Origin of the sequence: Ureibacillus endophyticus, assembly GCF_024159215.1 — a bacterium.
GTDB classification, from domain to species: domain Bacteria; phylum Bacillota; class Bacilli; order Bacillales_A; family Planococcaceae; genus Ureibacillus; species Ureibacillus endophyticus.
The window spans coordinates 192,098-204,801 of sequence record NZ_JAMYWW010000002.1; the positions used below are offsets into that span (position 1 = coordinate 192,098).

General features: G+C 34.6%; 13 protein-coding genes and 1 pseudogene. 7 read left to right on the plus strand and 7 right to left on the minus strand.

Annotation, left to right across the window (positions count from 1 at the left end):
• Positions 1-339 precede the first annotated feature (339 nt).
• The 5 genes from NKR20_RS19245 to NKR20_RS19265 all read left to right on the plus strand — a co-directional run bounded on the left by NKR20_RS19245 (position 340) and on the right by NKR20_RS19265 (position 4,730).
• Positions 340-792, plus strand: coding sequence for a GNAT family N-acetyltransferase (locus NKR20_RS19245; protein WP_253428552.1), 453 nt, complete (start codon positions 340-342; stop codon positions 790-792).
• A 199-nt stretch (positions 793-991) separates the two neighbouring features.
• Positions 992-1,915 carry a LysR family transcriptional regulator gene (locus NKR20_RS19250; protein WP_253428554.1) on the plus strand — a complete coding sequence of 308 codons (924 nt, stop codon included), beginning with the start codon at positions 992-994 and terminating at the stop codon, positions 1,913-1,915.
• Between the two features lie 183 nt (positions 1,916-2,098).
• Positions 2,099-3,619 carry a succinate CoA transferase gene (locus tag NKR20_RS19255; RefSeq protein WP_253428556.1) on the plus strand — a complete coding sequence of 507 codons (1,521 nt, stop codon included), beginning with the start codon at positions 2,099-2,101 and terminating at the stop codon, positions 3,617-3,619.
• A 66-nt stretch (positions 3,620-3,685) separates the two neighbouring features.
• On the plus strand, positions 3,686-4,195 hold the full coding sequence (locus NKR20_RS19260) for a YfiT family bacillithiol transferase (RefSeq protein WP_253428558.1): 510 nt from the start codon (positions 3,686-3,688) through the stop codon (positions 4,193-4,195).
• 118 nt (positions 4,196-4,313) lie between these two features.
• Positions 4,314-4,730 (plus strand): SRPBCC family protein, encoded by a 417-nt coding sequence (locus tag NKR20_RS19265; RefSeq protein ID WP_253428560.1) that lies wholly within the window; start codon positions 4,314-4,316, stop codon positions 4,728-4,730.
• A gap of 46 nt (positions 4,731-4,776) precedes the next feature.
• Here the strand turns inward: NKR20_RS19265 and NKR20_RS19270 are convergent, their stop codons facing one another.
• On the minus strand, positions 4,777-5,214 hold the full coding sequence (locus NKR20_RS19270) for a VOC family protein (RefSeq protein ID WP_253428562.1): 438 nt from the start codon (positions 5,212-5,214) through the stop codon (positions 4,777-4,779).
• A 425-nt stretch (positions 5,215-5,639) separates the two neighbouring features.
• On the opposite strand from NKR20_RS19270, the gene NKR20_RS19275 reads away from it, so the two are divergent.
• Positions 5,640-5,786 (plus strand): YrzI family small protein, encoded by a 147-nt coding sequence (locus NKR20_RS19275; RefSeq protein WP_253428564.1) that lies wholly within the window; start codon positions 5,640-5,642, stop codon positions 5,784-5,786.
• Positions 5,787-6,087: 301 nt separating this feature from the next.
• Here NKR20_RS19275 and NKR20_RS19280 read toward each other — a convergent pair whose 3' ends face one another.
• The 6 genes from NKR20_RS19280 to istA (NKR20_RS19305) all read right to left on the minus strand — a co-directional run bounded on the left by NKR20_RS19280 (position 6,088) and on the right by istA (NKR20_RS19305) (position 10,974).
• Positions 6,088-6,573, minus strand: coding sequence for a hypothetical protein (locus NKR20_RS19280; protein ID WP_253428566.1), 486 nt, complete (start codon positions 6,571-6,573; stop codon positions 6,088-6,090).
• A gap of 211 nt (positions 6,574-6,784) precedes the next feature.
• Positions 6,785-7,069, minus strand: a complete 285-nt coding sequence (locus NKR20_RS19285) for a hypothetical protein (protein WP_253428567.1) — start codon at positions 7,067-7,069, stop codon at positions 6,785-6,787.
• Positions 7,070-7,194: 125 nt separating this feature from the next.
• Positions 7,195-7,728, minus strand: a complete 534-nt coding sequence (locus NKR20_RS19290; protein ID WP_253428568.1) for a PadR family transcriptional regulator — start codon at positions 7,726-7,728, stop codon at positions 7,195-7,197.
• 452 nt (positions 7,729-8,180) lie between these two features.
• Positions 8,181-8,546 carry a TetR-like C-terminal domain-containing protein gene (locus NKR20_RS19295; RefSeq protein WP_253428569.1) on the minus strand — a complete coding sequence of 122 codons (366 nt, stop codon included), beginning with the start codon at positions 8,544-8,546 and terminating at the stop codon, positions 8,181-8,183.
• A 279-nt stretch (positions 8,547-8,825) separates the two neighbouring features.
• Positions 8,826-9,551: an IS21-like element helper ATPase IstB gene (gene istB, locus NKR20_RS19300; RefSeq protein WP_036180664.1), complete on the minus strand. Its 726-nt coding sequence runs from the start codon at positions 9,549-9,551 to the stop codon at positions 8,826-8,828.
• Positions 9,544-10,974, minus strand: a complete 1,431-nt coding sequence (gene istA / locus NKR20_RS19305; RefSeq protein ID WP_121216048.1) for an IS21 family transposase — start codon at positions 10,972-10,974, stop codon at positions 9,544-9,546. Before istA (NKR20_RS19305) ends, istB begins: the two co-directional genes overlap by 8 nt.
• Positions 10,975-11,118: 144 nt before the next feature.
• Between istA (NKR20_RS19305) and istA (NKR20_RS19310) the strand changes: the two are divergent.
• A pseudogene (gene istA / locus NKR20_RS19310) lies at positions 11,119-12,597 on the plus strand (IS21 family transposase); the annotation flags it as partial.
• Between the last annotated feature and the right edge of the window lie 107 nt (positions 12,598-12,704).

Sequence of the window (12,704 nt, forward strand, 5' to 3'; positions counted from 1 at the left end):
ATTCAAACGTTCATTTCATATAACTCTTATATGATTATTATATAAAAATTAAATAACTATTATATTACCTTTGAACCTTACAGTGTTCAATAAGAGGATTTTTTGTAGTTTCTGATGGTCAATCAATATAGTTTTATGTAATACTTAAACGTAATATTTAAATGTAATACTCTTACTTAATATTTGTATGTAATACTGAATTGTATTCCTCTTACTTAATACTCAGATGTAATACTGAATTGTAATATCCTTACTTAATACTTAAATGTAATACTAAATTGTATTACTCTAAATTCTTCAACACTCAAATTTAATTTATTACTAGGGAAGGTGTGTCCGATGAATTTTCGATTGGCGACAATAGAGGATTTGGAAATAGTAATCGCTTTACGTAAACAATTATTAATCGACGAAGGACAAATCGCTTCTTCGAACATAGATGAAGAATTAAAAACCTTTTTTGAACATCAGTTTTCATCAAATCAATATGTACAATGGCTAGTAGAAGAGGATCATCAAGTTGTAGCAACAGGAGCACTTCAACTGATTTCATTCCCACCAAGCTATTTCAATCCAACAGGTATCCGAGGCTATATTTTAAATATGTTTACACATTCAGAATATCGAAATAGAGGAATCGCTAAACAATTATTAAATCAAATCATCACAGAAGCCCAAAAGAGAAAGGTGCATCATTTATTTTTAATTGCTTCCGAGATGGGTAAGCCATTATATAAGAAAATGGGCTTTAAAGAAAATGATATTTATATGGAATATTTCCCCCTAATATAATAGAGAACCCATTTTGAATGATTTTTCAAAATGGGTTCTTTTTTATACAATTATACAATTTTTATATATTTTTTATATAACTATTATATAATAAAAAAACCTTACCACCATAAATAGAAGGTATTTTCAAAAGTAAAGCGAATATGTAGAATTATAGAATTTTTCCGCAGTAAAAGTCATTTGAAAGGACTGAAGCAGCATGGAATTACGACATTTAGAATACTTTTTAACCCTTAGTAAAGAACTGCACTTTACAAAGGCAGCCGAAAAATTAGGCATCACTCAACCGACTTTAAGCCATCAAATTAAGATGCTAGAAAAAGAGATTGGCTATGCTTTATTTAACCGGGTCGGTAAGAAAGTGGAGCTGACAAGGGTGGGAGAAATCGTCCAACAAGAGGCACTAAATATCCAAGATTCACTCCAAAGCATGTCATCCCAAATTACCGCCTTATCCAAAATTGAAATCGGTGAAATAAAAATTGCCGTGTTGCCTGGAGAAATAACGGATTTGGTTTCAACATTGTGTATTCAATTTAACCAGCTTTACCCCAATATTAAAGTCATCATTGAAACAACAGATCAAGTAGAAAAAGCCGTTTTACAACAAAATGCGGACTTCGGAATTGATTTCCAACTAACATCAAATGATTTATTGCAAGTAACCAAATTGTATGATGAGGAATTTTATCTCATAAGCAATAAAGAAAATGAGCAACCAAACATATCATTTTCTACTGCTTTAGAGAGTCCACTTATCTTATTCCCAAGCGTCCATCAATGTCGAAAACTATTAAATAAGACAAGCACTGAAATTGGGAAGCCATTAGAGCCGATTGTGGAGACATCTAGTATTCAATCTATCTTGAATCTCGTACGAAGCGGTGTTGGGTGTAGTATTGTGTCCCGTACATTATACGAATTTTACGGCACACAAGATTTATTTTTCCAACATATCGATAAACCATCCATCAATCGAGCGGTTTATCTCGTCATGAAAAAGAACTGTTTTATCAATTACGCAGCTCGGGAATATATCAAATTACTGGTGCGAGAAGTAGAAAAGCTCAATTTCAAGACTGAGAAAGAAGCGATTGATTCCCTACATAGTGCTGTACTATAGAAATTTTCTATTATTATCATAGAAATCAGCTAATAGACGAAATGGTGAATTCTCTTTTACAATAATATACAAGAAACTCATTCAAATATAATAAATGAGAGTTTTGATTGGCAGTATGTTAATTTTTACCCCAATATTTTTAAAAGTAAGAAAGTTTTAAAATCTACTACGAGGTGATTGTTAATGGGAAAAGATTTAAGCCAATACATTAGAAATGAGGCATTTTTAGACAAGATTGTTTCAGCTGAGGAAGCTGCTTCTTGGATTGAAGACGGTATGAACCTTGGAATGAGTGGATTTACTCTATTTGGTGAGCCAAAAGAATTTCCACTAGCACTTTCTAAGCGTGGGGAAACTGAAAAATTCAAAGTTAACTTGTATACTGGTGCTTCATTAGGACCAACTGCTGACCAATCAATGGCTGAGGCGGGAATTGTAAATTTACGTGTTCCTTACCAAGGCAACGCTACAATGCGTGGAAAAATCAACGCTGGTGAAATGTACTACATCGATCAGCACTTATCTCATGTAGCTGAAGAGGTTCGCAAAGGCACTTTAGGTAAAATCGATTATGCAATTATTGAAGCAGCTGCGATTACAGAAGATGGCTACATTATTCCAACAGGTTCTGTAGGGAACTCTCCTATTTTTGTCGAAAAAGCTGAAAACGTTATCATTGAGTTAAACACTACTGCTCCAAGTGCATATGAAGGCATTCACGATATCTATGTTTTAGCAGATCAAGGCGATCGTCGCGAAATTCCTTTATACAAATCTGGTGAGCGTATTGGTGAAATTGGTATTAAAGTAGATCCTGCAAAAGTTAGAGGTATCGTACTATCTGAACAACCAGATATTCCATCACCATTATTTGAGCCAAACGAAGAAACTCAACAAATTGCGAACAATCTATTAGACTTCTTCGCGAAAGAAGTAGAAGCAGGTAAATTACCTCCATCTTTAGCTCCATTACAATCAGGTGTAGGTTCCGTTGCGAATGCTGTATTAAACGGTATGAAAACTTCGCAATTTAAAGATATTGAAGTGTACTCTGAAGTATTGCAAGATGGTGTATTTGACTTAATCGATGCAGGTGTTGTTAAGTTTGCATCCGCTACTGCTTTCTCACTTTCTAAGAAACGTGTAGATTCTTTAGCAGAAGACTTAGAAAAATATAAAGACAAAATCGTATTCAGACCACAAGAAATTTCGAACCATCCAGAACTTATCCGTCGCTTAGGTGTTATTTCGTTTAACACAGCGTTAGAAGTAGATATTTACGGTAACGTAAACTCTACTCATGTTAGCGGTACAAAAGTAATGAATGGTATCGGTGGTTCTGGTGACTTCGCTCGTAACGCGCGTATTACAATTTTCGTAACGCCATCACTAGCGAAAAATGGTGCAATTTCTGCGATTGTTCCATTCGTATCGCATGTTGACCATACTGAGCACGATGTAGACGTAATTGTAACTGAACAAGGATATGCAGATCTTCGTGGACTTCCACCAGTGAAGAGAGCTGAAAAGCTAATCGAAATCGCACACCCAACATACAGACCACAATTACGTGCTTACTTTGAGGAAGCTAAAGAGAAAGTTGGCGGTCAAACACCACACATTCTTGAAAAAGCATTCTCATTCCATAACAACTTAAAAGAAAAAGGCACAATGTTATTTGAAGAAAACCAAGTGAAAAATTAATTTAAAATAAAAGGGTTACATCAAGGTGTAGCCCTTTTTTATTATATCTTCAAGGAGGATTTAAAAATGGATGTACGCTTCCCAATTGGTGAATTAGAAGTTCCTGAGAAAGTTACCCTTAAAAACGTCCAAGAGTGGCTGAAACAAATTGAAACCTATACAACACGATTACGTGAAACGGTTAGCTCTTTAACCGAAGAAGAATTAGGAAAAACCTATCGTGAAGGTGCCTGGAATGTTCAGCAACTTGTTCATCACATTGCTGATTCGCAAATACACATGTATATACGCTTAAAACTTGCATTAACCGAGGAAAACCCAACCGCACCAGTATTTAACGAGGAAAAATGGGCTATACACCCAGACACAAATCTTCCTGTAGAAGTATCACTAAAAATATTAGAAGGAATCAACGAACGTATTGTTGCTTTAGGACATACGTTAACGGAAGATCAATTAGCACGATACTTCACTCATCAAGTAAACGGTAAAATCACAGTGACTCAAAAGTTGGCAAAACTAGCGTGGCACGAAGAACACCACTTAGCCCATATTAAAATCGCTTTAGGTCAATAATTAAAAATGGCTTATCACGTTTCGATAAGCCGTTTTTAATAGGATGTATGATTTTCCTCGGAATGCTCTACATTATTCTTATGTAATAAATCACTCTAAAAATAAGGTTGGGATATGGATGGAAACAAAACAAGTGACAGTAGAAGCGACAGTTCAAGCACTAGTGGAGAAGGTATGGGAATACTGGACTGAACCAACTCATATTACGAAATGGAACCAAGCTTCAGAAGATTGGCACACACCCTATGCGGAAAATGATTTACGAGCAGGTGGAAAATTCGTCTCAAGAATGGAAGCAAAAGACGGCAGTATGGGGTTTGACTTTGGTGGAACGTACGATGAAGTAAAATTACACGAAGTTATCTCTTATACAATGGAAGATGGCCGAAAAGTAAAAATCACATTTATCGACCAAGGGGACAAAACAAAAGTCATTGAATCCTTTGACCCTGAAAATGAACATCCAGTTGAATTCCAACAAGCAGGTTGGCAAGCGATTTTAGATACGTTTAAACAATATGTAGAATCCAATTAAAAAAGTACATGGTATTTCTGTGGTTAACCCGCAGAAATACCACATTTTATCTAACATTTTCTGCTAACTCTAAAATAATTCCCTCTGGACCACGAACATAGCACAGCTTATAGCTATCTTCATACTGTTGAATCTCACTAAAAACTTCTGTACCTCTTTTTTTTAGCTTTTCAATGATCCCATCAATATCTTCTACATTAAAACAAATATGTCGGAGCCCTAACGTATTTGGAGACGTTGGCTGAATGCCGTTTTCATCGGATGGTGAAACGAATTTAACAAGCTCTATCCAAGTCCCACCATCTAACGTCCCCAGTGCTACACAAGAGGTTTTCACACCTTTTAGCCCAACAATTTTATCCAACTGTTCGCCATCTAACTTCCATTCTGCCTTTACGATAAGCCCCAAATCAACAAAAAACGCCTTCGTTTCTTCAAGATTTTCTACGTTGATACTTACATGATCAATTCGATTAACCTTCATTCCTATACCTCCAACACCAGTAGTTTCCGAACTATTCTTAAAATTATTTTACTGTATATTCAACAATAGCGCCTAATTGTTAAATACAGTTCAAATTTTCACCGTATATAAATTTTTATAAAAAATGTAAAAAAATGTTTACAAGTAGTCTAAAGGTAGATATACTTAAATCCGAATAAAAATTTCTTAAGGAGGTCGAATGATATGACTACAATCGTTAAATTAATGTCACATGTAGATACAATTTCAAAGAAAATTACACATTCGACCAGATCGGAATGGATCTCTTAAGATTTTTATAAATTAAGTATACCCATACCGTAGGGAGAACTGTGTCCCTACGGTATTTTTGTGCCTTTTTTCCGTAGGGGAAGTCTCTCTACGGTTTTTTTCTTTTTCAGGGTAATTAAAGGAGGTGAAAATCTATGATATTAAACATTTTTTCTTTAAGAATAACTATTACAAAAAGGGAGGAGTCCCTTGAAGAAGAAATTCACAATGAAAATGTGAAAAAGATCTACGAAGAGAACCGAAGAAAAATAGAAGATTATATTGGTCCTCGTCAATTTTAATTTTGTTTATTTAAAAAATGCTAGGAGGGAATTGAAATGAATTATATCGTTAAAAGACTACAGGCAATTTTATGGGTGGAGAAAGACTCCACTTAGCTGACAGATAAAGTAATATAAAGTTTAAAATCTAGTAAAGCTAACCCGTTCTAACTTAGGACGGGTTACTTCAAGAGAATTTGCTTTTCCAACGAAAGCACCGTTAAATGAATAGTATTTAAATAAAAAAACGCGTTACTACTTTTCTTGTAGAAACGCGCCATATAAAGTGGCAACTTAGAGATACGTTCAAAACACCGTTAACTTAAACGCGTCTTTCTGCCCACGTTGTACGAAACTTAAACATAGAAACAATCATTATGATAGATAAAATAATCGCTCCACCATCTGTAATCACACTCGGTAAAATCCCAACCACACCATAAACGTCGTTAACTGCAGTCCACATCGATGAAGGGATCATAAAAGGACCAGTAGCTTGCGTGATATTAATTGTTAATACAACCCACCATAAAATCTTTGAACGACTAACTATAGCTAATAGCCCTAACGCATTACCAATAATATACACACATCCAACAATTCTAAATCCGAATGTAAACCCTGATGCTTCACCAGAGGGGTCAGCTACGCCTGCCATTTGCATCATTGTTTCAATTAATGATGGATTTATAATAACAAAATTGTGAATAGCCGTACCAATCGTAAAAATTATGGAACAGATAAAGATGGTCAACTGTAACTTTCTTGTTGTCGTTGAATCTGCTAACTCATATGTTGTTTTTTTCACTTAATGACCTCTTTCTAATTCACTAATATTCCTCGAATAAAGCTGATATTTTTATACTCACTAAAAATGTTTAGCAAGTAATTTCATTACAAATTTATCATTTTTCTTTTATAGTTACGATGGCCTCTAGTACAATTTTGATATACGTCTTGAGGCTTAAACTTTTCCGAAATAGAAAAAAAGACCACCAAATTTGATGGTCTTATTATAATTATTTCTTACCTTTTCGTTCCAATAGTAAGGGAATTATATTTAGAAAAATCGAAACCATTGTCAAAAACCATAATGCTCGTTCCATACCAGGTACTACATCCTCTAAAGCTGCCCAATCTCTCGCTTCTACCCAGTCCAATACAAGACTGTATTCAGTACAAAGTGTTAATGCTGTAAACGATAACCCCATTGCCATCGCAAGCTTGTAATCTTTGCCTTTTGAATACATAAAGAGATTTATAAACGTAGCTACAATTGCAATTAAACCGATTATCAACCACATACCGACGCCTCCATTGGATTTCCTTTTATTAATAAAGACACAAACTGTAATTATATGGTTCCTAATGCGTCCTTAAATAAAAAAGACCACCAAATGAATTGATGATCTTTAAATATGAATCTACTTTAAACTTCTTTCAACATTTCTATAATACGTTGGATTGCTACTATTTCGCTATTAAACTTGTTCATAAAGAAATCCGTTGTAATTTCTGACAATCGTTTACCTTCATCGTCAAATTGAAGACTCTCATGAGCTATTTTCAGTTTTGCTATATTTATTTTTTGGTCTTCTATCTTGCTTTCTAATATACGTACAATCCTCGACTTATCAACATACTGTAAAGCGAAGAAACCTGGGAAATAGTCTGTAAATGAACCACCTTTTTCAAAAAGGGCATAAATCTTTTTTGGAAGATGTTCTCGACCTTTTTCAGTAATCGCGTACATTTGTTTATCTGGACGTCTTTCTTCCTTCACCACTTCAACTTGCTCAATTAACCCTTGCTTTATTAATGATTCAAAATGATAATACAACTTACTTTCTGAAAAATAACCCAATGTATCAAAAGTACTTATCTCTGAAACCTCTTTTTTTAGCTGATATGGATAGTTATTTCCTTCAGTAAGCTTACACAAAATATAAATTTGTATTGGCATAGATGCTCCCCCTGAAGTAAAGAGCTTCAATCAACATTCGATTGAAGCTCTTGATATGTTAGTAGTATTTCATTTGCGACTAATTCTTTTAAGAGATGTAATGATTAAGAATTAGCACTGCAACAACCCCTAATAGTACTGCTATAAGGGTGATAATTACTCTGTTGAATTAATGGGAACAACCCATGCTTTTCCATTGAATTTTAAAATCTATAGGTACGCAAACGTAATCAACAAAAACGCCTATATTGATATTTTACTTTTTAAAACGTAAAACAAATTTGTTATGAAATCTAGTTTCTCATATATTATTGTTTGATTTTATTGTATTTTTTAAGATTTAGCGTATCAACAAACACTTTTTAAATAAGTGTTGGAAAAGGGTTAGAAGACATAAAAAAAGATAGATGAACAGGGGATAGTACCTTTTCATCTATCCTAACGCACTTATTCTAATAAGGTTTTAATAATTCTTTTTGTGGGTCTCCCGTATTCAATGTTCGAATGAATTTGATGATTTCTCTTAAAGAAAGCTCATCGTCTGCTTGGAACCAATAATTTAACGTTCCGATTGTTGCTGAGATAATATATTCAAAAATGTAAGGAGCATAAGGATTTTTCTTATCAATCGGATAGGATTGAAACATAATATCTTTCATAAGGTTTTTAAAGCGTTTTATAAAGAGGGGATTCCCACTTAAAAGAACACTTAAATATTCCCCTTTAGTTTCAAATAGAACCGTAAGTCTATTAATAACTTCTTCCGTATTAAAAAAATCCAGATCTTTTGGTAAAATTTCTTGTCGAACATAGTCCAAAATAGAATTTTCAATGTATTCTTGTACATCTGTATTTGATAAGCTAAAACTGAGCCACCATCGCAGTTGAAAAGTGAGCCACTTTTATATGAAAATAATCCTAACTTCATAGAGTTAGGAGCGTATAGAGGTGATTTCTTTGGAGAAGAAACAAAAAGTTTTATTAGCCTTTCATCAAGAAAATAAGAGTCAACGTCAAATTGCGAAGGAGCTGTATTTTGCAAGATAAAAATGCAGAGAATTGCAATGAAAAATACAGAGTGTTGCCACCCAATATTTTTACTGTTTTCTCGACAACGCATTGGCTAAACGGAAGCTCTGTCCCGTATAAGAAATAATATGGGCATGGTGAATCAAACGATCCACCAGAGCTGCCGTTAAACGTGAATCTGAAAAAATACGATTCCACTGACTAAATTCTAAATTTGACGTGATAATCAAACTCTTCTGTTCGTAAAATTCAGAAATGATTTGAAAAAGTAACTCCGCTCCTTCTTTACCAAATGGAAGATAACCCATTTCATCCAATATCATTAAATCAATTTTCTCTAATTTATTTCGAAATTGCTTTAATTTCCCCACATGTAAAGCCTGTTCCAATTCTTCTACTAAATGCGAAACTCGATAAAAACGTACTTCAAAACCTTGCTCACAAGCTTTTCTACCCAGTGCTGAAGCTAAATGTGTTTTACCAGTTCCAGGCGCCCCTACTAGAATTACATTCTCTTTTCTTCGAATAAAATCGAGCTGCACTAGTTCTTCTTTCGATAGATGACTAGGTAAACAAATATCTTTGTGCCATTCGTAGCCCTCTAATGTTTTCGTATCGATAAATCGGGCATTCTTTAAGTTTCTTGCGATCCTTGCTTGTTCCCGACCATCTTGTTCTTTTAATAAAAGTTGGTAAATATATTCTTCAGGTGTTGTAAATGGAACATCATGTATTGCTTCAGCGATATGAGCTAACCGCAATTGCTTACACAATTGTAAAATGGCATTATTCATGACTTGAAGCCTCCATTCCTTTAGGAGATAGCGCATCATAATCAGTCCATTTTACACCGTAAGGATGTTCTTGATCATCGCTATTTTTTCCAATAAGTTCATAAAAATACTGGTCAATTTCTTTCATATCATGAGTCACTAAAAGAGTGAGTAATTCATTTAGACGCTGTTTCCTTAATGCCAAGGATGGAACTGTTAAATACTCCTTTATACGAGTCGGTAAATAAGGGGTATAACGTGAATGACCAATAACACGAGGCTTTTTTAACCAATCTTTTAAAATATCTTTCCATGGAATGAAACGTCGTTTCTTCATATAAGGTCTTGCATCTGATAATAAAATTTCTCCCTCATTTGTAATCACTTTGAATGAATCCCAATACGTAATGCAATATAACTGCACATAGTTACGCGCTCTAGGCACATGAATAAAATGCTTGTCTAACTTAAACTCATTATACTTATTAAACTTAATCGGAAACTGCTTAAATACTGGATACGGATCTTCTGGTAATTTTATTAATTGCTTTTGCTCTTGCTGCCATAAATCCTCAATGAGTTCTTCTTTTTCATAATGTGGTCGGTCACGATCTTCCTTCAGTTGTTGCTTTAATTGTTCCGTTAAATCTTCAAAGTCTTTTATGACTGGTGGTAAGCTAAAGAAGTTATATCGTACATAGCCTACTTTATTTTCCACATTTCCTTTTTCATTACCTCTGGATGGATTGCACACTTGCACTTTAAAGCCATAATAGTTTTGGAAATGGCGAAATGCTTCTGTTAATTCAGCTTCTGTATCACCTTTGCGTACTTTTTTGACCGCAGGTGTTAAATTGTCAATTCGAATACTAATTGGCACTCCACCAGCTTGCTTAAACAGCTCTTGTAACCCACCTAGGAAACACTCCAAATTTTCTCCAGGCATCGGTATCGCAAAACCAGTATTACTAGCTGGGAACGTCATAACTAAAACATGAACATCGACAATCTCTCCGTCTTGAACAGCCTCCATTACGCCAAAATCTAGTTGCGCTTCACCTTCTGGATGTTGTAATCGCTCATGCCCTTTACTTACTTCATCATCTTCTGTCGCACGCCATTCTTGAATAAAGTTACAGACCGTTCGATACGATCCTTTAAACCCCATCCTTTTTAAATCCGCAACTATTTTTTTATTTGTTCGACGTAGTTTTTTCTTTAGTTTGAGATCTTCTTCAAGCCAGTCTATAACGATTTCTCCCCATTTTTCTTCGTACATCATCCCTTTTTTAATATGCTTTTTTTCTTGAGGTAACTGATCGCCATCACCATACTTTTTGGCGGTACGCCAATTTACATTCATAGTTTCTGCAATTTTAGAAATAGACAATCCTTTTTCATTTCTTAAAGTTTTGATACAATTAATTTCAGACATTGCTAGCATCCTTTCAAACCTCCACTGGTAAAATTCGACACTTTAACAGTAGAGTGACTTGGGGTGGCTGGCAAGTCTATTTTTTTGCACTAAAAAAGTGCTAGACTCTGTACAAATTCGTTGCACTAGTCTGCACTTTTATTATGCAATACACAGGAGCTTGGGATTTCTCGGAATACTGTAAAAAAGTATATCGAAGAGGATCTTGAAAAAAGAAAGCAAGATATTCGAGAACTACCTATTACAGATAACTATGTAACGCCTCCGTCGTATAAAAAGCGAAAAGGCAATAAACGTGCATTAACACCTACGGTGATGAAACGTATTCGAAAAATGTTAAAAGATAATGAATTTAAACGGCAACATCAGATGCACAAGCAACAACTAAAAATGATTGATATTCATGAAAAGTTATTAGATGAAGGTTTTGAAATTAGTTATACCACTGTTAGAAATTTTGTAAATAGTGAGGAGAAACGTCAAAAAGAAGTGTTTATTCGTCAAAAGGCAACTGCTGGTCATGAGATTGAATTTGACTGGGGTGAAGTAAAATTAATCATTGATCAAACATTACGTTCTCTTTCAATGGCGGTCTTTACCCTACCATATAGTAATGAAAGAATTGCATATTTATATGAATCTGAAACAATGGTGTGCGTTCAAGATGCTCATGTGAAATGTATTAACTATTTAGGCTTTGTACCAGAGGTTTTTACGTACGATAATATGCGGACAGTCGTAAAGAACTTTATTGGGACTGAACGAGAGATTACCGATGGTATGAAAAATCTATCGATGCATTATCATTTTAAAATACGACTATGTGAACCAAGAAAAGGAAATCAGAAGGGGCATGTGGAGCGGAGTGTAGAATACATCCGTCGGAAGGCATTTGCCCATCGAGATACGTTTGCAAGCTTAGAAGAAGCTCAGGCTTATCTAACAGAAATCATCATGAAATTAAACTCTCGTATGCATTATAAGAAAAGACAAACGCACCATGAATTAATGCTGGAGGAGCGTAAAACTAGGCAAGTAAGCGCAGATATTATTCCATTTGATGCCTCTGAGTTGTTTGAATTTAGAGTGGACAAATATAGCACGATTACTTATAGGCAAAATCGTTATTCTGTTCCTGAAGGACATGTTGGAGAATGGGTGAAAGTAAAAGCGAGTGCGGAAAAAATTCTTATTTTTAGTGAAAATGCCTGTATCGCGACACATAAACGAAGTTGGCAGATCCATCAATGGATTATGGATATTTATCATTACTTACGTACATTTGAAAAGAAAAAAGGTGCATTGGCTCAAAGTGAATGTTTGAGTCAAGCACCAACAAAAATAAAAAATTTATACAAAGATTATTATATTGGAAATGAGCGAGATTTTCTAGAATTACTTATTTATCTAAAAGAACATAACAATCTAGAAAAAGTCTTAGCAGCGATTGAACAACTTAAGAAGAACCCTATGGTTCAAATATCAACAGATAAGATTATTTTCTTAGCAAGTCAAGGCGAACACGTTCATAAAACTGTACATTCCAAAAATGAGGTCACCACCCAATCTCTCGAAAATCTTTCAGCCATTACAGCATTATTCGAAACTAAAAAGACAGGGGTGCTTCATTAATGGATAAGCGACAAGAAATGATTGAGATGTGTAAAGAACTTCGATTACCAAGCATTCGGGGATTTATACAAGAAGATGATATGTGGAAACAATATCAGACAGCAGAA

Coding starts and splice junctions, on each gene's coding strand:
- NKR20_RS19245 (WP_253428552.1), top strand. CDS start 340: ATGAATTTTCGATTGGCGACAATAGAGGATTTGGAAATAGTAATCGCT.
- NKR20_RS19250 (WP_253428554.1), top strand. CDS start 992: ATGGAATTACGACATTTAGAATACTTTTTAACCCTTAGTAAAGAACTG.
- NKR20_RS19255 (WP_253428556.1), top strand. CDS start 2,099: ATGGGAAAAGATTTAAGCCAATACATTAGAAATGAGGCATTTTTAGAC.
- NKR20_RS19260 (WP_253428558.1), top strand. CDS start 3,686: ATGGATGTACGCTTCCCAATTGGTGAATTAGAAGTTCCTGAGAAAGTT.
- NKR20_RS19265 (WP_253428560.1), top strand. CDS start 4,314: ATGGAAACAAAACAAGTGACAGTAGAAGCGACAGTTCAAGCACTAGTG.
- NKR20_RS19270 (WP_253428562.1), bottom strand. CDS start 5,214: ATGAAGGTTAATCGAATTGATCATGTAAGTATCAACGTAGAAAATCTT.
- NKR20_RS19275 (WP_253428564.1), top strand. CDS start 5,640: ATGATATTAAACATTTTTTCTTTAAGAATAACTATTACAAAAAGGGAG.
- NKR20_RS19285 (WP_253428567.1), bottom strand. CDS start 7,069: ATGTGGTTGATAATCGGTTTAATTGCAATTGTAGCTACGTTTATAAAT.
- NKR20_RS19290 (WP_253428568.1), bottom strand. CDS start 7,728: ATGCCAATACAAATTTATATTTTGTGTAAGCTTACTGAAGGAAATAAC.
- istB (WP_036180664.1), bottom strand. CDS start 9,551: ATGAATAATGCCATTTTACAATTGTGTAAGCAATTGCGGTTAGCTCAT.
- istA (WP_121216048.1), bottom strand. CDS start 10,974: ATGCTAGCAATGTCTGAAATTAATTGTATCAAAACTTTAAGAAATGAA.